At 72.6% G+C, this 21116-nt stretch carries 18 protein-coding genes; 4 read left to right on the top strand and 14 right to left on the bottom strand.

From position 1 onward, the window contains the following. Entirely contained in the window at positions 1-744 is a 744-nt protein-coding gene (locus tag JSQ78_RS12190) for a hypothetical protein (protein WP_211447909.1), read from the top strand. 4 nt (positions 745-748) lie between these two features. Here the strand turns inward: JSQ78_RS12190 and JSQ78_RS12185 are convergent, their stop codons facing one another. The 4 genes from JSQ78_RS12185 to JSQ78_RS12170 are packed head-to-tail and all read right to left on the bottom strand — an operon-like array spanning position 749 to position 6026. After that, positions 749-2803: an ABC transporter ATP-binding protein gene (locus JSQ78_RS12185; RefSeq protein WP_211447907.1), complete on the bottom strand. Its 2055-nt coding sequence runs from the start codon at positions 2801-2803 to the stop codon at positions 749-751. Between the two features lies 1 nt (position 2804). Then, positions 2805-4529 (bottom strand): ABC transporter ATP-binding protein, encoded by a 1725-nt coding sequence (locus JSQ78_RS12180; RefSeq protein ID WP_211447905.1) that lies wholly within the window; start codon positions 4527-4529, stop codon positions 2805-2807. Between the two features lie 3 nt (positions 4530-4532). Next, positions 4533-5171, bottom strand: a complete 639-nt coding sequence (locus JSQ78_RS12175) for a TetR/AcrR family transcriptional regulator (RefSeq protein ID WP_249295695.1) — start codon at positions 5169-5171, stop codon at positions 4533-4535. A gap of 45 nt (positions 5172-5216) precedes the next feature. Continuing rightward, complete coding sequence (locus JSQ78_RS12170) at positions 5217-6026, bottom strand: hypothetical protein (RefSeq protein ID WP_211447903.1); 810 nt, start codon at positions 6024-6026, stop codon at positions 5217-5219. Between the two features lie 373 nt (positions 6027-6399). Between JSQ78_RS12170 and JSQ78_RS12165 the strand changes: the two genes are divergently transcribed. Beyond that, the gene (locus tag JSQ78_RS12165) at positions 6400-8166 is read left to right on the top strand and encodes an acetyl/propionyl/methylcrotonyl-CoA carboxylase subunit alpha (protein ID WP_211447901.1); all 1767 of its coding nucleotides are present in this window, start codon (positions 6400-6402) and stop codon (positions 8164-8166) included. A 24-nt stretch (positions 8167-8190) separates the two neighbouring features. Here JSQ78_RS12165 and JSQ78_RS12160 read toward each other — a convergent pair whose 3' ends face one another. Further along, complete coding sequence (locus tag JSQ78_RS12160) at positions 8191-9645, bottom strand: NAD(P)H-quinone dehydrogenase (RefSeq protein ID WP_211447899.1); 1455 nt, start codon at positions 9643-9645, stop codon at positions 8191-8193. 108 nt (positions 9646-9753) lie between these two features. Further along, a complete protein-coding gene (locus JSQ78_RS12155; RefSeq protein ID WP_211447897.1) occupies positions 9754-10293 on the bottom strand; it encodes a YaeQ family protein in 540 nt (179 codons plus the stop codon). Between the two features lie 77 nt (positions 10294-10370). On the opposite strand from JSQ78_RS12155, the gene JSQ78_RS12150 reads away from it, so the two are divergent. Further along, positions 10371-11201, top strand: coding sequence for a purine-nucleoside phosphorylase (locus JSQ78_RS12150; protein ID WP_211447895.1), 831 nt, complete (start codon positions 10371-10373; stop codon positions 11199-11201). Further along, entirely contained in the window at positions 11198-12865 is a 1668-nt protein-coding gene (locus JSQ78_RS12145) for a phospho-sugar mutase (protein WP_211447893.1), read from the top strand. Before JSQ78_RS12150 ends, JSQ78_RS12145 begins: the two co-directional genes overlap by 4 nt. Positions 12866-12930: 65 nt before the next feature. On the opposite strand, the gene JSQ78_RS12140 is transcribed toward JSQ78_RS12145, so the two are convergent. From JSQ78_RS12140 to JSQ78_RS12105, 8 genes are all read right to left on the bottom strand, one after another. Continuing rightward, a complete protein-coding gene (locus JSQ78_RS12140; RefSeq protein WP_211447892.1) occupies positions 12931-13368 on the bottom strand; it encodes a PTS sugar transporter subunit IIA in 438 nt (145 codons plus the stop codon). Then, complete coding sequence (locus JSQ78_RS12135) at positions 13365-14471, bottom strand: adenosine deaminase (RefSeq protein ID WP_211447890.1); 1107 nt, start codon at positions 14469-14471, stop codon at positions 13365-13367. Before JSQ78_RS12135 ends, JSQ78_RS12140 begins: the two co-directional genes overlap by 4 nt. Before the next feature lie 91 nt (positions 14472-14562). After that, complete coding sequence (locus JSQ78_RS12130) at positions 14563-14898, bottom strand: DUF4190 domain-containing protein (RefSeq protein WP_249295693.1); 336 nt, start codon at positions 14896-14898, stop codon at positions 14563-14565. A 171-nt stretch (positions 14899-15069) separates the two neighbouring features. After that, positions 15070-16359, bottom strand: coding sequence for a thymidine phosphorylase (locus tag JSQ78_RS12125; protein ID WP_249295691.1), 1290 nt, complete (start codon positions 16357-16359; stop codon positions 15070-15072). Beyond that, entirely contained in the window at positions 16352-16777 is a 426-nt protein-coding gene (locus JSQ78_RS12120) for a cytidine deaminase (protein ID WP_211447886.1), read from the bottom strand. Before JSQ78_RS12120 ends, JSQ78_RS12125 begins: the two co-directional genes overlap by 8 nt. Before the next feature lie 2 nt (positions 16778-16779). Beyond that, positions 16780-18060 carry an ABC transporter permease gene (locus tag JSQ78_RS12115; RefSeq protein WP_211447884.1) on the bottom strand — a complete coding sequence of 427 codons (1281 nt, stop codon included), beginning with the start codon at positions 18058-18060 and terminating at the stop codon, positions 16780-16782. Further along, positions 18057-19463, bottom strand: a complete 1407-nt coding sequence (locus tag JSQ78_RS12110; protein ID WP_249295689.1) for an ABC transporter permease — start codon at positions 19461-19463, stop codon at positions 18057-18059. The genes JSQ78_RS12115 and JSQ78_RS12110 overlap by 4 nt, the downstream gene beginning before the upstream one ends. Beyond that, entirely contained in the window at positions 19460-21019 is a 1560-nt protein-coding gene (locus tag JSQ78_RS12105; RefSeq protein ID WP_211447883.1) for an ABC transporter ATP-binding protein, read from the bottom strand. Before JSQ78_RS12105 ends, JSQ78_RS12110 begins: the two co-directional genes overlap by 4 nt. Positions 21020-21116 lie beyond the last annotated feature (97 nt).

The raw sequence follows: 21116 nt of genomic DNA, 5'->3' as shown, positions 1-21116 counted from the left end.
ATGCCGCCGGGACGCGCGATGTGGGTGTGGATGCACGAGGCCGCGCCGCCCGACCCGGCCGCCGTCGCAGCCTTCGCCGTGCAGCAGCGTGTCACTGAGGCGTTCGTCAGCGTGCCGTGGGGAGGGCCGACCCCCGCGACGCAGCGGCAGGTCGCGGCGCTGCGCGGTGAGGGCGTGCGCGTCTCGGCGCTCGGCGGCGACCCGTCGTGGACGACGGGCGACGACGCGGTCACGTGGATGCGACGCGCGACCGCGGCGCTCCTCTTCCAGGGCGTGCACCTCGACATCGAGCCGTGGACGCGGCGCGACTGGCCCGGCCGGGAGCGCGCGCTGCTCGACGCGCTCGCGCGCACCGTGCGGGACGTCGCCGCGCGGACGAGCCTGCCCGTCGAGGTCGACCTCGCGCCGTGGCTCGCTCAGGCGCATCCGCGCGAGTTCCGCGATGTCGTCGCCCGCGCCGACGCCGTGACGCTCATGGCGTACCGCGACCGCGCATCCGACATCCTCGCGTCGAGCGCGTCGGCGCGGCGCGTGATCGCCGGTGCCCGCCGGCCCTACCGGATCGGCGTCGAGACCGGCGCCGTGGCCGAGCCCGAGCCGACCGCCGCCCAGACCTTCGCCGACGAGGGCCGCGCGGTGCTGGAGCGCGAGCTCGCGGAGGTCGCCGCGCGCCTCGCCGGCGACACCCGCTTCGCGGGCATCGCCGTGCACGACGTCGAGGGCTGGCTCGCGCTGCGACCGTGACCGGCTAGGTCGACTGCTGCGTCGGCACCGCGCCGGTCTCGGCGAGCCCGGCATCGGCCTCGAGGTCGACCGCTGCCTCCTCGAACTGCGAGTTGAGCAGTCGCCAGTAGGCGCCGCGGGCGGCGACGAGCTCGTCGTGCGTGCCCTGCTCGACGATCGCGCCCTGCTCCATCACGAGGATGAGGTCGGCGTCGCGGATCGTCGAGAGCCGGTGCGCGATCACGAACGACGTGCGATCGGTGCGCAGCGCCGCCATCGCGTGCTGCAGCAGCAGCTCGGTGCGCGTGTCGACCGAGGACGTCGCCTCGTCGAGGATGAGCACGCTCGGCTGCGCGAGGAACGCGCGCGCGATCGTGACGAGCTGCTTCTCGCCCGCCGAGAGGTTCGTCGCGTCCTCGTCGATGACGGTGTCGTAGCCCTCGGGAAGCGCGCGCACGAAGCGGTCGACGTACGTCGCGCGAGCAGCCTCGAGGATCTGCTCCTCCGTCGCGTCGGGCCGCCCGTAAGCGATGTTGTCGCGGATCGTGCCGCCGAAGAGCCACGTGTCCTGCAGCACCATCCCCGTCTGCGACCGGAGCGCATCCCTCGTCATCGTGCGCGTGTCGACACCGTCGAGCGCGATGCGGCCGCCGTCGACCTCATAGAAGCGCATGAGCAGGTTGACGAGCGTCGTCTTGCCCGCGCCGGTCGGGCCGACGATCGCGACGGTCTGGCCCGGCTCGACCTCGAGCGAGAGGTCGTCGATGAGCGGCTTGTCGGGCGAGTACGAGAAGCGCACCCGCTCGAACGAGACGCGGCCCGAGCCGGGCGCGGGGGTCGCGCCGCCCTCGTCGGGCTCCTCCTCGTCCGCGTCGAGCAGCTCGAAGACGCGCTCGGCGCTCGCGACGCCCGACTGCACCATCGTGACGGTCTGGCCGATCTGGCCGAGGTTCTGCGAGAACTGCTGCGAGTACTGGATGAACGCCTGCACGTCGCCGACGAGGATCTGGCCCGCGGCGACGAAGAGGCCGCCCGCGACGGCCACGAGCACGTAGCCGATGTTGCCGACGAACGTCATGAGCGGGAAGACGAGCCCGGAGATGAACTGCGCCTTGAACGCCGCGTCGAAGACGCCGTCGTTCTCCTCCTTGAAGCGCGCCCGCACCGCCTGCTCGCGGCCGAAGACCTTGACGAGCGCGTGGCCTGTGAAGGCCTCCTCGACGATCGCGTTCATCTTGCCCGTGCGGCGCCACTGCTCCTTGAACAGCCCCTGCGCGGGGCCCATCACGGCGCCGAGGATGATGCCCGTGAGCGGCACCGCGATGAGCGCGATGAGCGCGAGCCAGACGTTGATCGTCAGCATCATCACGAGCACGCCGACGACGCTCAGCAGGCCCGTGACGATCTGCGACATCGTCTGCGAGACGGTCTGCGAGACGTTGTCGAGGTCGTTCGTCACGCGCGAGAGCAGCTCGCCGCGCTGCGTGCGGTCGTAGTACGCGAGCGGGAGCCGGTGCACCTTCTCCTCGACGTCGCGCCGCAGCCCCTGCACGGTGCGCTGCACGACGCGGTTGACGACGAAGCCCTGCAGCCACTGGAAGAGGCTGCCGGCGAGGTAGACGCCGAGCACGACGAGGAGGATGCCGCCGAGCCGCTCGAAGTCGATGCCCGCGCCCGGCACGAGGTCGGGCATGCGCTCGATCATGTTGGCGAAGTCGTCCTGGCCGCCGGCGCGGAGTCCCTCGACGACCTGCGCCTGCGTCGCGCCGACCGGCATCTGCCGCTGCACGAGCCCCTGCACGATGACGTTCGTCGCCTCGCCGAGGATGCGCGGGCCGAGCACGACGAGCACGACACCGATCGATCCGAGCGCGAACACGAGGGCGAGCAGCCAGCGGTAGGGGTGCATGAGGCGCAGCAGCCGCAGCGCCGAGGCGCCGAACGACTTCGCCTTGCCGGGCGGCGGCTCCCAGTCACCCGCGCCGATGCGGGCGGCCTCGGCCTGCTCGGCCTCGAGCCGCTCCTCCTCGGTGAGCTCGGGCTCCGGCGCCGCCGGTCGCTGCTTCTTCACGCGCGCCATCTCAGGCCTCCACTGCCATCTGCGACTCGACGATCTCGCGGTAGGTGTCGTTGCCGGCGAGCAGCTCCTCGTGCGTGTCCGAGCCGACGACGCAGCCGCGGTCGAGCACCACGATCCGGTCGGCGTCGACGATCGTCGAGACCCGCTGCGCGACGACGATCTGGGTGGTCTCGCCCACCGCGTCCCGCAGCGCCGCCCGCAGGCGCGCATCCGTCGTCAGGTCGAGCGCCGAGAACGAGTCGTCGAACACGAGCACGTCGGGCTCGGCGACGAGCGCGCGCGCGATCGAGAGCCGCTGCCGCTGACCGCCTGAGACGTTCGTGCCGCCCTGCGCGATGCGCGACTCGAGCTGCTTCGGCATCTGCTGCACGAAGCCCGCGGCTTGGGCGATCTCGAGCGCGCGCCACAGCTGCTCGTCGGTCGCGTCCTCGTTGCCGTAGCGGAGGTTCGAGGCGACCGTGCCGGCGAAGAGGTAGGGGCGCTGCGGCACGAGCGCGATGCCGCGCCAGAGCGCCTCGGCGTCGAGCTCGCGCACGTCGACGCCGCCGACGAGCACCGCGCCGCCCGTCGCGTCGAAGAGCCGCGGGATGAGGTTCACGAGCGTCGTCTTGCCCGCGCCGGTCGAGCCGATGATCGCGAGGGTCTCGCCTGGCTCGGCGCGCAGGCTCACGCCGTCGATGACGGGGTGGTCGGCGCCCGGGTAGCGGAAGACGACGTCGCGCAGCTCGACGGTGCCGGGCGAGACCTGCTCGCGGCCGTCGACGACGCGCTCGATCGTCGGCTCGGTCTCGAGCACCTCGCCGATGCGCCGGGCAGACACCGCGGCCCTCGGGATCATGATCGTCATGAAGGTCGCCATGAGCACGCCCATGAGGATCTGCATGAGGTACTGCAGGAAGGCCATCATCGTGCCGATCTCGAGTTCGCCCCGATCGACGAGTCCCGCGCCGAACCAGATGACCGCGACGCTCGAGACCTCGACGATGAGCATGATGACCGGGAACATCAGCACGAAGAGGTTGCCGGTGCGGATCATGGCGTCGGTGACGTCGTCGTTCGCGACCGCGAAGCGCGCCTTCTCCCGCCGCTCCTGCACGAACGCGCGGATGACGCGGATGCCGGTGAGCTGCTCGCGCAGCACCTTGTTGATGCGGTCGATGCGCTCCTGCAGCTGCCGGAAGATCGGCACGAGGCGCGAGACGAGGAAGCCGAGCACGACGAGCATGAGCGGCACCGAGACCGCGATGAGCCACGAGAGGGTCGCATCCGCCCGGATCGCCATGATGACGCCGCCGATCGCCATCATCGGCGCCGACAGCAGCATCGTGCACGACATGAGGATGAGCATCTGCACCTGCTGCACGTCGTTCGTGTTGCGGGTGATGAGGCTCGCGGCGCCGAAGCGCTGCACGTCCTGCTCGCTGAAGTCGCCGACCTTGCCGAAGAGGTCGGCGCGCAGGTCGCGGCCCGCGCGCATCGCGAGGCGTGCGCCGAAGAGGATCGCGAGCACGTTCGCGGCGACCTGCCCGAGGCTCAGCGCGAGCATGAGCACGCCGAGCCGCCAGACGGTGTCGGTGTCGCCGCGCAGCACGCCCTCGTCGATGATGTCGGCGTTGATCGTCGGCAGCATGAGCGTGAGCACCGACTGCACGAACTGGAACAGCACGACGAGCAGGAGCGACAGCATCGAGGGCCGCACGTAGCGGACGATGAGCTTCCACAGCATGGGTCAGGCCTCCACGGGGGCGAGGGCGGATGCGTCGGTTCGGCGACCCTGCGCGGGCTCGGCACGGGACTCGGCACGGGATTCGGCACCGGGGGCGGCGACGATGCCGTGCAGCAGCACCTGCATGATGTCGTCGACCGATGACACGGGCTCGTCCTCGCCCCAGCTGGCCGCGGCCGCCCACGCGAGCGTGCGCAGCACGTCGGCGGCGACCATCGGCGTCACGCGCAGGTCGCGCTCGAACGGCTCGAAGCACGTCGCGATCCAGCGCTTCGAGCGCTCGAAGTCGTCGCGCCGCTCGCCCGCGACGCGCTGCGCGATCGGGCCGAGCGCCATCACGAGGCCGTACATGAAGCGCATCCGCTCGACGAGCACGGGCACGAGGGTGGCGACGACCTCGACGACCGACTCGGCGCGCAGGTCGAGGTCGGGCTCCGCGTCGGTCATGTGGTGATCGACGAGCGCCGCGAGCAGCGACTCCTTGTCGCCGAACGCCTTGAAGAGCGTGCCCTCCGCGACGCCGGCGGCGTCGGCGAGCTGTCGCGAGGTGATCGCGGCGCCGTGCTCGAGCACCGCGGGCGTCACCGCGTCGATGATCTGCGCGCGCCGATCGTCGGCGCTCAAGCGGGGTGGGGGCGGCACGTCGAACAGCGTAGATGAGTGAGCACTCACTCACAAGCGCGGACCTCAGACGCCGGGCCGACGCCTCCGGTCGCGCTGCCACGCCTCGGCGGAGCGGGCGATCGCGCCTTGCGCGGACTCGAGCAGCTCTTGCGCGAGCGCGCTCCAGTCGGTGCTGCCGGTGGTGCTCGCGGGCCGCTCGCCGATGCCCCGGCGCGCCGCGTGCTCGGCCGCGTCGAAGGCGTGCGTCGCCCGTCGCACGGCGTCGCGATACGCGGCGAACTCGCCGGGCGCCATGCGGGCGTCGAGGCTCGCGGGCCGCAGGTCGAGCGCGAGCCGCTGCTCGCGCAGGAACTCCTGCAGCGCGGGCGAGGACGCGTCGCTCATCGCCGGGTAGTCGATCGCCTTCGCGGGGTCGGTCTCGTACGCGATCCAGCGCGCCGTGAGGCGGTCGTGCTCGTCTCGCAGCCGCGCGAGCGGCATCGCCTCGAGCGGCGCCCGGCTCGCGGGCAGGGTCGCGCGCGCCGCGTGCACCGACGCGCGCCTGGCCTTGAGGTCGGCGACCGCGACCTTCACCGCGCGCTCCGCGGCTTGCGCGCGGCGCTTCGACTCGAGCACCGCGCCGAGGCCCACGCGGCCGGCAGACTGCTCCGCCTGCGTTCGCAGCAGCTCGGCGCGCGCGACCTTGAGGTCCGCGCGCGAGCGCGTCACGGCATCCGTCGCCTGTCGCACGTCGTGCATCGCGGCGTCGAGCTCGAGCCGGCGACCGTCGGGGCGGCCGCGCCGCACGCCGATGACGCCAAGGGCGCCCGCACCCGCGCCGGCGGGAGCGATCCACCACCACTCGGCCACGAGCGCCAGCACCACGGGGTCCACGGCTCCATGCTAGGTGCGCCGGGCCGTCGGGCACAGGGTCGGGGCGGAGAGGCAGGGACGCGCCCGTCCGCGTCGCGCGGCTCGACAGCTCCTGCGAGACTCGACCCGTTGCAGGCGACTCGACCGCTTCCGCGCGACTCGACCCCTCCGCGCACGCCGCCCGGCGCGACGCGACCCCTTCTCACCGAGACGACCCGCTGCAAGGGCTCGCCTCGGCGAGGACGGGTCGAGTCGCGAACGGCCAGCGGCCCGCGCCGGGGGCCCACAGCTCGCGGGAGCCTCGGCCCGACTGTGGGAATCCGCAACCGAACCGGGCATTCCTGTGTGGCGTGCGCACGCATCCGCCATGTCCTCCCGCTTAGGCTCTAGAACCATGCGCCGCATCACCAAGGTCCTCATCGCCAATCGCGGCGAGATCGCCGTCCGCATCATCCGGGCGGCGCGCGACGCCGGCATCGGCTCGGTCGCGGTCTACGCCGAGCCCGACCGCGACGCGCAGCACGCGCAGCTCGCCGACGAGGCCTTCGCGCTGCACGGCTCGACGAGCGCCGAGAGCTACCTCGTGATCGACAAGCTGCTCTCGGTCGCGCGCCGCTCGGGCGCCGACGCCGTGCACCCCGGCTACGGCTTCCTCGCCGAGAACGCCGACTTCGCACGCGCCGTCATCGATGCCGGGCTCATCTGGATCGGCCCGAGCCCCGACGCGATCGAGCAGCTCGGCGACAAGGTCTCCGCCCGCCACATCGCCGAGTCGGTCGGCGCGCCGCTCGCGCCCGGCACGATCAACCCCGTCGCCGGCGCTGCCGAGGTGCTCGACTTCGTCGACGAGCACGGGCTGCCGGTCGCGATCAAGGCGGCCTTCGGCGGCGGCGGCCGCGGCCTCAAGGTCGCCCGCACCCGCGAGGAGGTCGAGGAGCAGTTCGACTCCGCGACGCGCGAGGCGGTCGCGGCGTTCGGCCGCGGCGAGTGCTTCGTCGAGAAGTACCTCGACAAGCCCCGCCACGTCGAGACGCAGTGCCTCGCCGACGCGCACGGGAACGTCGTCGTCGTCTCGACCCGCGACTGCTCGCTGCAGCGCCGCCACCAGAAGCTCGTCGAGGAGGCGCCCGCGCCCTTCATCACCGCGGAGCAGGATGCCGAGCTGCGCCGCGCGTCGAAGGCGATCCTCCGCGCCGCCGGCTATGTCGGGGCCGGCACGTGCGAGTTCCTCATCGGCGCCGACGGCACGATCTCGTTCCTCGAGGTCAACACGCGCCTCCAGGTCGAGCACCCGGTCTCGGAGGAGGTCACCGGCATCGACCTCGTGCGCGAGCAGTTCCGCATCGCCGAGGGCGAGGCGCTCGGCTACGACGACCCCGAGGTGCGCGGCCACTCGATCGAGTTCCGCATCAACGGCGAGGACGCCGGCAGCGGCTTCATCCCCCAGCCCGGCCCCGTGCGGGTGTTCCGCGCCCCGAGCGGCCCCGGCATCCGCATCGACTCCGGCGTCGTCGCCGGCGACGTCATCGGCGGCAACTTCGACTCGATGCTCGCGAAGCTCATCGTCACCGGCCGTGACCGCGCCGAGGCCCTCTCCCGCGCTCGCCGCGCGCTCGCGGAGTTCGAAGTCGAGGGGCTCCCGACGGTGCTGCCCTTCCACCGCCGCATCGTCGACCACCCGGCGTTCGCGCCCGAGGGCGACGCGCCCTTCTCGATCTACACGTCGTGGATCGAGACGGAGTTCGAGAACGACATCCCCGCGTGGGGCGGCGAGCCGTCCGAGCTCGGCGGCCCGGAGCCGCGCCGCACGGTCGTCGTCGAGGCGGACGGCAAGCGCATCGCGGTCTCGATGCCGAAGCGCCTCTTCTCCGACACGAAGGACGCGAAGGGCCCCGCGCCCCGGCGGATGCGGACGGTGCTCGCGGGTGGCGTCGGCTCCGGCATCATCGTCTCGCCCATGCAGGCGACGGTCGTGAAGGCGGCCGTCGCCGAGGGCGACCGCGTCGTCGCGGGCGACCTGCTCGTCGTGCTCGAGGCGATGAAGATGGAGCAGCCGCTCTCCTCCCCCGTCGACGGCGTCGTGACGGCGATCGACGCGCCGGTGGGCGCGACGGTCCCCTCGGGCCACCGCCTCGTGTCGATCACACCCGACGACGCCTGAGCCGCGACGCCCGCGCCCGGCGAGTCAGGGCTCCAGCTGCTCCTGCGCGACGTGCATCGAGCGGGCGACGTCGGTGACCGAGCCCGAGAGCGACGGGTAGACGGCCCACGCGCGCGCGAACTGGTCGACCGTGAGGCGCTGCTCGATCGCGAGCGAGAGCGGCAGGATGAGCTCGGATGCGCGGGGCGCGACGACCACGCCGCCCACGATCGTGCCGAGGTCGGTGCCGGCGATGAGCTTGACGAAGCCGTCCTGCACGCCCTGCATCTTCGCCCGCGGGTTGTGGCTGAGCGGGAGCTTCACGACGCGCGCTTCGCGCTCACCCGCGTCGATCGACGCCTGCTGCCAGCCGACGGTGGCGATCTCGGGGTAGGTGAAGATGTTGGAGGCGACGTTGCGGAGCGTGATGGGACGCACCTCGTCGCCGAGCGCGTGGAAGATCGCCGTGCGCCCCTGCACCGAGGCGACCGACGCGAGCGGGAAGAACGCGGTGCAGTCGCCGGCGGCGTAGATGTGCGGCACCGAGGTGCGCGCGACGCGGTTGACGCGGATGTGGCCCGACTCGGTCGTCTGCACGCCCGCGGCGTCGAGGCCGATGCCCTCGGTGTTCGGCACCGCGCCAACGGCCATGAGGCAGTGGCTGCCGCGGATCTCGCGACCGTCGGAGAGCGTCACGACGACCTCGTCGCCGTCACGCACGACGCTCGTCGCGCGCTGCTTGTTGAGCACGTGCATGCCGCCGCGACGGAAGACCTCCTCGATGACGTCGGCCGCGTCGGTGTCCTCGCCCGGCAGCACGCGCTCGCGGCTCGAGACGAGCGTCACCTCGGAGCCGAGCAGCCGGTAGGCGGAGGCGAACTCGGCACCCGTGACGCCCGAGCCGACGACGATGAGGTGGGAGGGCATCTCCTTGAGGTCGTAGAGCTCGGTCCACGTGAGGATGCGCTCGCCGTCGGGCTGGGCGCTCGGCAGCACGCGCGGGCGCGCGCCCACCGAGACGACCGCGGTGTCGAGCTCGAACGAGTCGAAGTCCTTCGCGTTCGCGCCCCCGGTCGAGACGGCCACGGTCGTCGGGCTCGTGAAGCGGCCCTCGCCCTCGACGACCTGCACGCCGAGGCTCTCGAGCGTCTGGCGCATGTCGTCGGACTGGCTGTGCGCGAGCTTCCGGATGCGCTTGTTGAGCTTCGTGAAGTTGACCGCGACCTCGGGGCGCAGCGGCCGGCCGCGATCGCCGCGCGCGAAGAACTGCACGCCGAGCTCGTCGGCCTGCTCGATCGCCGCGGCCGACTCGGCGGAGGCGATGAGGGTCTTCGAGGGCACGACGTCGGTGAGCACCGCGCTGCCGCCGACGCCCGCGCGCTCGATGAGCGTCACCTCCGCGCCGAGCTGGGCTCCCGCGAGCGCCGCCTCGTAGCCGCCCGGTCCGCCGCCGATGATCACCACGCGCTGCTTGCGCTCGAATGCACTCACGTGCTCCATCATCCCGCATGTGCGCGGTGGAGCTGAAAGCGGAGGCCTTTCGGCCCTCCGCCGCGACCCCAGCGCCGGGACCCGTCCCGGGTCCCGGCGAAGTCGAGCCGAAAGCGGTCAGCCCGCCCGGCGCTCGTGGATCGCCGTCGACAGCGCGCGGCCGTTCACCTCGGCGTACAGCACGCCCTCGGTCACCGAGATGGTCATCGATGTGCGGCGCGCGACGGCGTCGGCGACCGCGTCGACGAATCCGGGGTCGAACGAGACGAGCCGCACGTCCTCGGGTCGGTGGATGCGCTTCCCGGCCCAGCGTGCGGCGACCTTCTCGGGGTCGCGATGCGTGTAGACGGCACAGCGATCCGCCGCCATGCTGCCGCGGTGCACGCGCTCGGCCTCGGGGGCGCCGATCTCGATCCAGGCGACGAGGGCGCCGGTGCGGTCGCGCACGAGCACCGCCGGCTCGTCGCCGCCCGAGAGCCCGTCGCCGAACCCGATCCCCTCCTCGTGCTCGAGGCACAGCGCGAGCACGCGCGTCACCATGAACGCCGCGGTCTCGGAGGGGTGCTGCGCGACCTTGAGCGAGAGCTCCTCGTAGACGCCGCGGTCGACGTCGGAGAGCTGCACCTCGAAGGTGTGGACGGTCGCGCCGATGGCCATGGTGATCCAGCCTACGGGCGGGCCGCGAGCGAGCGCGCCGACGGGTGCGGGCCTCCGTCGCCCTTAGAGTGGGCGCCATGACGCACCCGCTCGATGCCCCCGCAGACCCGCGCGAGGTCGCGCGCCAGGCCGCCGACGACATCCGCCGCATCACCGGCGTCGAGTCGCACGACATCGCCCTCACGCTCGGCTCCGGCTGGGCTCGCGCGGCCGACCTGCTCGGCGAGACGACGCACACGATCCCCGCGACCGAGGTGACCGGCTTCTCGAAGCCCGCGCTCGAGGGGCACGTCGGCACGATCCGCTCCGTGCTGACCGACGACGGCCGCCGCGCGCTCGTCATCGGCGCCCGCACGCACTACTACGAGGGCCACGGCGTGCGCCGCGTCGTCCACTCCGTCCGCACCGCCGCCGCGGCAGGCGCATCCGTCATGGTGCTCACGAACGGCGCGGGCGGCATCAAGCCGAGCTGGACGCCGGGCCAGCCCGTGCTCATCAGCGACCACATCAACCTGACGGCCGACTCGCCGCTCGAGGGCGCGACGTTCGTCGACCTCACCGACCTCTACTCGCCGCGCCTGCGCGACATCGCGCGCGAGGTCGACGGCAGCCTCGACGAGGGCGTCTACGTGCAGTTCCGCGGCCCGCACTACGAGACGCCCGCCGAGGTGCAGATGGCGAAGGCGATCGGCGGCCACATCTGCGGCATGTCGACGGCGCTCGAGGCGATCGCCGCGCGCGAGGCCGGCATGGAGGTGCTCGGGCTCAGCCTCATCACCAACCTCGCGGCGGGCATCCAGACCACGCCCCTCTCGCACGAGGAGGTCATCGAGGCCGGCCGCGAGGCCGAGGGCCGCATCTCGCGCCTGCTCGCCGACGTCGTCGCCGCGATCGGCGCTCGCGCATGAGCCTCGACGCCGCGCGCGCGTGGGCCGCCGCCGATCCCGACCCCGAGATGCGGGCAGAGCTCGAGGCGACGATCGCCGCCGCCGAGGCGGGCGACGAGGCCGCGGTGGCAGAGGTGACGGATGCGTTCCACGGCCGCCTGCAGTTCGGCACCGCGGGGCTGCGGGGCCGGATCGCCCCTGGGCCGAACCGCATGAACACCGTCGTCGTGCAGCAGGCCTCCGCCGGGCTCGCCCGCTTCCTCGTCGACCGCGAGCCCTACCCCTCGGTCGTGATCGGCTGGGACGGTCGGCGCGGCTCGGAGCGGTTCGCGCGCGATGCCGCCGAGGTGTTCGCGGGCGCCGGCGTGCGCGCCATCCTGCTGCCGCGCCTCCTGCCGACGCCCGTGACGGCCTTCGCCGTGCGCCACCTCGGTGCGAGCGCCGGCGTCGTGGTGACCGCGAGCCACAACCCGCCCGCCGACAACGGCTACAAGGTCTACCTCGGCGACGCCGACGAGGGCAGCCAGATCGTGCCGCCCGCCGACGCCGAGATCGCCGCCCGCATCGTCGAGGCGGCCGCGGTGCCGGTGACCGAGTACCCGCGGGGCGAGCCGGAGGTCGCGGGCGAGGGCGTCTGGGAGTCGTACGTCACGGCGACGGCGGCGGTAGGCCAGCTCGATCAGGGCATGCCGGGCGCGAGCGGCCCGAAGGTCGTCTACACGCCGCTCCACGGCGTCGGCCTCGAGACGGTGCGCGCGGTGCTCGACGCCGCGGGCCTCCCGCCCGTGACGGTCGTGCCCGAGCAGGCCGAGCCCGACGGCGCGTTCCCGACCGTCGACTTCCCGAACCCCGAGGAGCCGGGCGCGCTCGACCTCGCGATGGCGCTCGCGACGGCGGAGGGGGCCGAGCTCATCGTCGCGAACGACCCCGACGCCGACCGGCTCGCGGTCGCGGTGCCGGATGCGTCGGCGCCGGCCGGCTGGCGGATGCTCACGGGCAACGAGGTCGGCCTGCTGCTCGGCTGGGACGCGGCCCGCGCCGCGCGCGGGCACGGCGTGCTCGCCGCCTCGATCGTCTCCTCCCCCGGGCTCGGCGTCATCGCGGCAGCGCACGGGCTCGAGTTCGTGCAGACGCTCACGGGCTTCAAGTGGGTCTCGCGAGTGCCGGGCCTCGTCTACGGCTACGAGGAGGCGCTCGGCTACCTCGTGAACCCCGGCACCGTGCGCGACAAGGACGGCATCTCGGCACTCGTGCGCATCCTCACGCTCGCGAGCGAGCTGCACGAGCGCGGCTCGTCGCTCGCCGAGGAGCTGCTCGCGCTCGCCGCCGAGTTCGGCGCGTTCGAGTCCGGCCAGGTGAGCGTGCGCGTCACCGACCTCGCGCGCATCCCGGCGCTCATGGAGGCGCTGCGCGCGGCGCCGCCGACCGAGCTCGCCGGCAGCGCGGTCGTCGCGGCCGATGACCTCGCGCTGCCGGAGCACGGCGGGATCGGTGACATCCTGCGCTTCACGCTCGACGACGGGTCTCGCGTGATGGTGCGCCCGAGCGGCACCGAGCCGAAGCTCAAGGTCTACATCGACGCGACGTCGACCGACGGCCCGCCCGCGGCGCGCGTGCGCGCGGCGCGCGAGCGGGTCGCGGCGATCGCGGAGGCGGTGCGCCCTCTGCTGGAGCGCCGGAGCTGAAGCCGGAGACCCTTCCGGGTCTCCGGCGCGACGCCAGCGCCCCGGCCCGTCCGGGCCGGGGTTCCCTACCGCTGCAGCGCCGCGATCGCCTCGTCGCGCGTCGCGGCCGCCGCGATCGCGTCGGCCACCCCGGCACCGTCGAGCGCGTTCGCGAGCTCCGCGAGCATCCGCAAGTGGCGCTTGGGGCTCGTCGCCGCGAGCCCGATGACGACCCGCACGGGGTCGTGGTGCGCGTGGCCGAACGCGACGGGCTCGTCGAGCACGACGATCGCGAGCGCGTCGCGGCGCACGACCGCGCTCGGCCGCGCGTGCGGCACGGCGACGCCAGGCGCGACGACGCAGTAGGGGCCGGCCTGCTCGATCTGCTGCACGAGCTCCTCGACGTACGCGCGACCGACCGCGCGCGCGGTCACGAGGTCGACCCCCGCGGCGCGCACCGCGGCGCGCCAGTCGGCGGCGTGGACGCCCGGAGAGAAGGTCGCCTCGTCGAGCGGCAGCGTCATCGGAGGTCGTCGAAGCCGTCGGCGATCTCGTCGGCGAGCTCCTCCCGCTCCTCGAGCGAGCAGAAGGCGCCGGCGACGGCGTTCTGCGTGACCTCCTCGAGGTCGTCGAGGTCCCAGTCGAACGTCTCGACCATGAGTCCGAGCTCGCGCGTGAGCGTCGTGCCCGACTGCAGGCGGTTGTCGGGGTTGACGGTGACGGTGAAGCCGAGCTGCAGCAGCAGGTCGATCGGGTGGTCCTCGAGCGAGTCGCCCCACTGCACGATCGTGCCGGTCTGCAGGTTGGAGCTCGGGCTCAGCTCGAGCGGGATCTGCCGGTCCTTCACCCACTCCGCGAGCTCGCCGAGCCGCACGACGATCGCGTCGCCGCGCTCCTCCTCGACCTCGATGTCCTCGGCGATGCGCGTGCCGTGCCCGAGCCGCAGCGCGCGGCCGGCGAAGAGCGCGTCCTCGATGCTCGCGAGGCCGTCGCCCTCGCCCGCGTGCACGGTGGCGGGGAAGTGCGCCTTCGCGAGCCGGTCGAACGCCGAGGCGAGCCGCGACGGCGGGAAGCCCGCCTCGGGGCCGGCGATGTCGAAGCCGACCGCGCCCTTGTCGCGGTGGCGGAGCGCGAGCTCGGCGATCTCGTCGGCGCGGTCGAGGTGCCGCATGGCGCTGATGAGCTGGCCGATGCGGATGCCGCGGCCGTGCGTCTCGACGAGGTCGATCGCCTCCTCGATGCCCGCCTGCACAGCCTCGACCGCCTGGTCGAGCGAGAGGCCGCGCTGCAGGTGCTGCTCGGGTGCCCAGCGGATCTCGCCGTAGACGACGCCGTCCTCCGCGAGGTCGAGCACGAACTCCTTCGCGACGCGGTGCAGCCCGTGCTCGGTCTGCATGACGGCGGTCGTGATGTCGAAGGTCTTGAGGTACTCGGGCAGCGAGCCGGAGTTCGACTGCGCGGCGAACCACGCGGCGAGCGCGGCGGCGTCGGCCGCCGGGAGCTCGAGGCCGATCTCGTCGGCGAGCTCGAGCACGGTCTGCGGCCGGAGCCCCCCGTCGAGGTGGTCGTGCAGGCTGACCTTGGGCAGCGTCTGGATGTCGACGCCGTCGACCTCGTACCGGCTCATTCCGCCTCCGTCATCGGGGTGCATTGAGCCTCGATCGTATCGGCCGCGAGCGCGCCGCGGCATGCCGCCGCGATCGGAGCCCGCAGGCGTGTCAGGCGCCGGAGGCGGCAAGCCCGATCGCGGCGAGGATGAGGCCGCCCGCGACGATCCACAGCAACGCCCACAGCACCAGCATCGCGACGCTCAGCCAGATGCCCCACAGCGCCATCGTGCGGCCCGCCGGCTCGCGCTTGCGTGCCATGACGCCGACGATGATGCCCGCGATCGGCACGAGGATCGAGCCGCCGATGAAGATCGAGGCGAGGCCGAGCACGAGGGCGACGACGCTGAGCGTCTTCGGCTCGGACGCGCCGTAGGCGGCACCCGCGGGCTGCGTGGCATCGCCGACGTACGCGCTGCTCGGGCGGTTCAGCTGGGGATCGGTCACGACTGGCTCCTCAGTGCTTGATTGGTGCGGATGCGTCGAGCCAACCAGGGCGCGCGGCGCGCGGCCTGGACGACGGCTGGGTGCCGCCTCGGCGCCAGTCTCCCCGCGCGCTGCACGCGGCGCAAGAGCCTGCGCTCGCCAGCGCTCACGACCCCGGTCGAGCGTGCGGTCTCAGGCGATGCGCTCGCGCACGATCGGCGGCACGTCGACGACCGTGCCCGGCGCCGCGAGCTCCCACGCGCCCTCGAGCGCCTCGAGCGCCCGCGGGATGCGGCTCTCGTCGTCGGCGGAGATCGTCCAGAGCGGGTCGCCCGCCCGCACGGCGTCGCCCGGCTTGACGTGCAGGTCGATGCCCGCGGCGTGCACGACCGGGTCGCTCGCGCGGGCGCGGCCCGCGCCGAGCCGCCACGCGGCGATCCCGAACGGCAGCGCCTCCTGCCTGCCGAGCACGCCGTCGCGCTCCGCGACGACCGTGTGCGTCTCGTTCGCGACGGGCAGCGGCGCGTCGGGGTCGCCGTCCTGCGCGATCACGAAGCGGCGCCAGACGTCCATCGCTCGGCCGTCGGCGAGCGCGGCCTCGACGTCCGCGTCGGGCTGGCCCACCGCATCCAGCATCTCGCGCGCGAGCGCGACCGTGAGCTCGACGACGTCGGCGGGACCGCCGCCCGCGAGCACCTCGACCGACTCGCGCACCTCGTTCGCGTTGCCGATCGCGCGGCCGAGCGGCACATCCATCGTCGTCAGCAGTGCGCGCGTCTCGACGCCCGCGTCGCGGCCGAGCGCGACCATCGTCTCGGCGAGCTCCCTGGCGCGCTCGAACTCCTGCATGAACGCGCCGGAGCCGAACTTCACGTCGAGCACGAGCGCGCCCGTGCCCTCGGCGATCTTCTTCGACATGATCGAAGATGCGATGAGCGGGATGGCCTCGACGGTGCCGGTGATGTCGCGGAGCGCGTAGAGCCGCTTGTCGGCGGGCGCGAGGCCCGAGCCCGCCGCGCACACGACGCCGCCGACCGTGCGCAGCTGCTCGAGCATCTCGTCGTTCGAGAGCTCGGCGCGCCAGCCGGGGATCGACTCGAGCTTGTCGAGCGTGCCGCCCGTGTGGCCGAGGCCGCGGCCCGAGAGCTGCGGCACCGCGACGCCGAAGGCGGCGACGAGCGGCATGAGCGGCAGGGTGATCTTGTCGCCGACGCCGCCGGTGGAGTGCTTGTCGACCGTCGGCTTGTCGAGCGACGAGAAGTCCATGCGCTCGCCCGAGGCGATCATCGCGGTCGTCAGGTCGTGGATCTCGCGTCGCTCCATGCCGTTGAGCAGGATCGCCATGGCGAGCGCCGCCATCTGCGGGTCGTCGACGTAGCCGCGCGTGTAGGCGTCGATGAGCCAGTCGATCTGCGCGGTCGACAGCGTCCCCCGGTCGCGCTTCGTGCGGATGATGTCGACGGCGTCGAAGGCCTCAGCCACGGTGCTCCCTCTCCTCGTGCTCTGCGTACTCGTCGAGCTGTGCCGGGCCGAACGCATCCGGCAGCACCTCGGCCATCGTGCGGATGCCGCTCACGGTGTCGAGCAGCATGCCCGGCGCTGCGTGCTCGAAGAGCAGCTGGCGGCAGCGGCCGCACGGCATGAGCCGCTCCCCCGCGCCGTTGACGCACGCGAAGGCGACGATCCGGCCGCCGCCGCCCATGACCATCGCGCTCACGAGCGAGCACTCGGCGCAGAGCGTCACGCCGTAGGCGGCGTTCTCGATGTTGGCGCCCGCGACGATGCGGCCGTCGTCGACGAGCGCCGCGGCGCCCACCGGGAACCGCGAGTAGGGCACGTAGGCCTTCTCCGTCGCCGCGACCGCCGCGTCGTGCAGCGCCTGCCAGTCGATCGCTGCCATGGCTATTGCTTGATGTAGGGCTTGCCGCTCGCCGCCGGCGCCCGGGACTGGCCGATGAAGCCGGCGACCGCGAGCAGCGTGATGACGTACGGGAGCATGAGCATGAACTCGCTCGGCACCGGCGAGCCGATCGCGCCGAGCGTCTGCTGCAGCGCCGACGCGAAGCCGAACAGCAGCGCAGCGGCGGTGGCCTTGAGCGGGTGCCACTGGCCGAAGATGACCGCGGCGAGGGCGATGTAGCCGAGGCCCGCCGTCATCTCGCGGTTGAACGCCCCGGTCGTGTCGAGCGTGAAGTACGCGCCGCCGAGGCCAGCCACGGCACCGGCGAGCGCGACGTTCCAGAAGCGCAGCCGGTTGACCTTGATGCCGACGGTGTCGGCCGCGAGCGGGTGCTCGCCGATCGCGCGCAGCCGCAGGCCCCACGTGGTCTTGAACAGACCCCACGCGATGACCGGCACGATGATGAACATCGCGTAGACGATGACGGTGTGCTCGAACAGCGCCGGGCCGATGATCGGGATCGTCTCGATGCCGGGGATGGGGATGCGCGGGAGCCGGTCGGGCGAGTTGAGCCCCGGGTTCGCGGTGAGCACCGACGAGTAGAGGAAGTTCGTCAGGCCCACGACGAGCACGTTGAGCACGACGCCGACGATGACCTGCTCGACGAAGTAGCGGATCGCGAAGACCGCGAGCACCATCGAGACGAGCACGCCGGCGGCCATCGCCGCGAGGATGCCGAGCACGGCGCTGCCGGTCGACGAGGCGACGACCGCACCGCTGAACGCGCCGGAGAGCAGCTGCGCCTCGATCGCGATGTTCACGACGCCCGCCCGCTCGGAGATGACGCCGCCCATCGCACCGAAGATGAGGGGCACCGAGAGACCCACGGTCGCGAACAGGAGCCCCGGGATCGGGATCATCTTGTCGGCGCCCGCCCAGACGAGGAAGGCAACCACGAAGAGCACGCCGAACACGAGCGGCAGCCAGATGCCCTGCTTCCGCACCGTCGCGACGAGCCAGAAGGAGACCGCGGTGAGGGCGGCGAGGAGCGCGACCACGGCGATGCCCGTCGCGCGCACCGGGAGCACCGCATCCGGGAGCGCGAAGAAGTCGCCGACGGAGGCGAGGCGCAGCGTCGTGCTGCCGTCGCGCGCGGCGACGACGAAGAGCACGAGCGCGACGAGCGTGAGCACCGCGTACGAGATCGGCGCCTTCCAGTGCTTGACGACCGCGCGCTCGAGCTCGATCGTCTCGGCGTGCGGCTGCGCGGCGGTGGTCGTCACGACTGCGCTCCCTTCTGCTGGGTCATCGCGGCGAGCGCGGCCTCGTCGCGGCGCTGGCGGCGCGACTTCTTGCCGCGCTGCGGCAGGCCGAACATCGCGCGCACGAGCGGCGGCGCGGCGATGAAGAGCACGATGAACGACTGGACGACGAGGATGATGTCGACCGGCACGCCCTCGGCGGCCTGCATGCGGAAGCCGCCCGCCTTGAACGCGCCGAAGAGCAGGCCCGCGAAGAACGTGCCCCACGGCGTCGAGCCGCCGAGCAGCGCGACCGTGATGGCGTCGAAGCCGATGCCGGCGTCGATGCCGGCGGTGAAGCCGGTCGTGACGGCACCCGTCACCTGCTGCGCGCCCGCGAGGCCCATGAACGCGCCCGAGAGGAGCATCGCGTAGACCGTGAGGCGCTTGACGTTCATGCCCGCGTTGAGGGCGGCGGATGCGTTGTACCCGACCGCGCGGAACTGGAAGCCGAGGTTCGAGCGGTTGATGAGCCACGCGCAGGTGATGACGGCGAGCACCGAGAGCAGGAAGCCCCAGTGCAGCACGAACGGCGGGCCGAAGATCGACGGCAGGATGGCCGTCTCGGGCATGGGCGGCGAGATGGGGTTGTTGCCGCCGGGGTTCTGCAGCAGGCCGGGCGTGCGGAGCATCCAGGTGATGAACCAGAACGCGACGAAGTTGAGCATGATCGTCGAGATCACCTCGTGCGCGCCCGTGTAGGCCTTGAGCGCGCCGGCGATGCCCGCCCAGATCGCGCCGGCGGCGATGCCGACGAGGATCGCGACGATGACGTGCAGGATCGGCGGCATCTGGAACGCGAAGCCGACCCACGCGGAGGCCGCCGCGGCCCAGAGCATCTGGCCGCGACCACCGATGTTGAACAGGCCGACGCGGAACGCGAGCGCAACGCCGAGGCCCGCCGCGATGAGCGGGGTGGCGAAGTTCAGCGTGTCGGTGAGCGGCTTGATCAGGTAGATGAAGCCGCGGTCGGCGGCCGCGAAGTTGAGCACCGCGCCCTGGAAGAGGGCGATGTAGGCGCCCGAGACCGCGGTCCAGATGGCGGAGAGCATGTCGCCGGGGCGGGCGAAGAAGTAGCCGGCCGTCTCCTGCACGCGCTCGTCGGTCGCGGCGATGAGGATGCCGCCCACGATGAGGGACGTGAGGATCGCGAGCAGCGCCATCACGAGGTTGCCGCCCATGATGCGACGGAAGGCGCTGCCCCACGGGTCGTCGATGTCGGCGGTGCGGTCGTCGGTCGGGGCGACGGGCGCCGCGACCTGCACCTCCGCCTCGGCGGGCGCGTGGACGACCGTGGGGGCGGCGCCCGAGTCGGGCGAGCCGCCGGGACGCTGGGGAGCGGCGGGCTCGATCGGGTCGTCGGCGTCGCGCGGCGTCTCGTTCACGCTGCGGCTCCCTTCGAGGGCTCGGGGTGAGGGGCGCCGGCGACGCGCTCGCCGGCCATCATGAGGCCGAGCGTGTCTCGGCTCGTGTCGGCCGGCACGATGCCGACGATCCCGCCGCGGTACATCACCGCGATGCGGTCGGCGAGGCCGACGACCTCGTCGAGCTCGGTCGAGACGACGATGACGGGGATGCCCGCGTCGCGGGTCGCGATGATCTGGCTGTGCACGAACTCGATCGAGCCGACGTCGAGGCCGCGCGTGGGCTGCGAGGCGACGAAGAGGGCGAGCGGCCGGCCGAGCTCGCGCGCGAGCACGACCTTCTGCTGGTTGCCGCCCGAGAGCGTGCCGACGGGCGTCTCGATGCCCTGCGCGCGGATGTCGAACGACTCGAGCTTCTCGGTCGCGAAGCGGTCGCGCTCCTCGCGGTCGACGGTCGCGGCGCGCACGAAGGGGGCGCCGCTGTAGCGGTCGAGCATGAGGTTCTCGGCGATCGAGAAGTCGCCGACGAGCCCGTCGACCTTGCGGTCCTCGGGCACGAAGCCGACGCCCGCGTCGAGCACCTCGCGCACGGAGTCGCCGATGAGCTCGTTGCCGTTGAGGTCGATCGAGCCGCTCACGCGGTGCTGCAGCCCGAGGATCGCCTCGGTGAGCTCGGTCTGCCCGTTGCCCTGGACACCGGCGATGCAGAGCACCTCGCCGCCCCGCACCGTGAACGAGACGTCGTTGACGACCTTCTGGCCCACCGCATCCAGCACCGTGAGGCCCGAGACGACGAGCGCGTTGTCGGTCAGCACCGGCGGGTTCTTCTGCACCGTCAGCTCGACGGCGCGGCCGACCATCATCGAGGCGAGCTCGGTCGTCGACGACTCGGGGCTCGCGGTGCCGACGACCTTGCCGAGCCGGATGACGGTGATGCGGTCGGCGATCGCGCGCACCTCGCGCAGCTTGTGGGTGATGAAGACGATCGCGGTGCCCTCGTCGCGCAGCTGCTGCATGATCGCCATGAGCTCGTCGGTCTCCTGCGGCGTCAGCACGGCGGTCGGCTCGTCGAACACGAGCACCTTCGCGTCCTGCGAGAGCGCCTTGATGATCTCGACCCGCTGCTGCACGCCGACGGGGAGGTCCTCGATCCTGGCGTCGGGGTCGACGTGGAAGCCGAAGCGCTGCGAGATCTCGCGCACCTTCTGGCGCGCGCCGCTCAGGCCGCCGAGCTCGCGCTCGTGGCCGAGCAGCACGTTCTCGGCGACGGTGAAGACGGGGATGAGCATGAAGTGCTGGTGCACCATGCCGATGCCGGCGCGCATCGCGTCGCCGGGGCCGGCGAAGGCCTGCGGCTCGCCGTCGAGGAGGATCTCGCCCTCCTCGGCGCGGTAGAGGCCGTAGAGGACGTTCATGAGCGTCGACTTGCCGGCGCCGTTCTCGCCGAGCAGGCAGTGGATCTCGCCCGCCCGCACCTCGAGGTCGATGTGGTCGTTCGCGGTCAGCGCGCCGAAGCGCTTGGTGATGCCGCGCAGCTCGAGGGTAGGTGCCCCGAGGGGAGTTGGCTCGACGGTCATGGGCCTTCCTTCGACGACGACGGCGACGACTGATGAATGTATCGGTGGCTCGCGATCCGCGGAGCCGCGCACGCGCGTGGGGGCCGGCTTGCGCCGA

It is taken from the genome of Agrococcus sp. Marseille-Q4369, from assembly GCF_018308945.1.
Lineage (GTDB): Bacteria > Actinomycetota > Actinomycetes > Actinomycetales > Microbacteriaceae > Agrococcus.
Note: the sequence above shows the minus strand (reverse complement) of the source record. Positions and strands in the feature narration are given on the sequence as shown.

Bases quoted from the DNA above. Each gene is read 5' to 3' on its own strand.
- JSQ78_RS12190 (WP_211447909.1), top strand. From the start codon at position 1: ATGCCGCCGGGACGCGCGATGTGGGTGTGGATGCACGAGGCCGCGCCG.
- JSQ78_RS12185 (WP_211447907.1), bottom strand. From the start codon at position 2,803: ATGGCGCGCGTGAAGAAGCAGCGACCGGCGGCGCCGGAGCCCGAGCTC.
- JSQ78_RS12180 (WP_211447905.1), bottom strand. From the start codon at position 4,529: ATGCTGTGGAAGCTCATCGTCCGCTACGTGCGGCCCTCGATGCTGTCG.
- JSQ78_RS12165 (WP_211447901.1), top strand. From the start codon at position 6,400: ATGCGCCGCATCACCAAGGTCCTCATCGCCAATCGCGGCGAGATCGCC.
- JSQ78_RS12160 (WP_211447899.1), bottom strand. From the start codon at position 9,645: ATGGAGCACGTGAGTGCATTCGAGCGCAAGCAGCGCGTGGTGATCATC.
- JSQ78_RS12155 (WP_211447897.1), bottom strand. From the start codon at position 10,293: ATGGCCATCGGCGCGACCGTCCACACCTTCGAGGTGCAGCTCTCCGAC.
- JSQ78_RS12150 (WP_211447895.1), top strand. From the start codon at position 10,371: ATGACGCACCCGCTCGATGCCCCCGCAGACCCGCGCGAGGTCGCGCGC.
- JSQ78_RS12145 (WP_211447893.1), top strand. From the start codon at position 11,198: ATGAGCCTCGACGCCGCGCGCGCGTGGGCCGCCGCCGATCCCGACCCC.
- JSQ78_RS12140 (WP_211447892.1), bottom strand. From the start codon at position 13,368: ATGACGCTGCCGCTCGACGAGGCGACCTTCTCTCCGGGCGTCCACGCC.
- JSQ78_RS12135 (WP_211447890.1), bottom strand. From the start codon at position 14,471: ATGAGCCGGTACGAGGTCGACGGCGTCGACATCCAGACGCTGCCCAAG.
- JSQ78_RS12120 (WP_211447886.1), bottom strand. From the start codon at position 16,777: ATGGCAGCGATCGACTGGCAGGCGCTGCACGACGCGGCGGTCGCGGCG.
- JSQ78_RS12105 (WP_211447883.1), bottom strand. From the start codon at position 21,019: ATGACCGTCGAGCCAACTCCCCTCGGGGCACCTACCCTCGAGCTGCGC.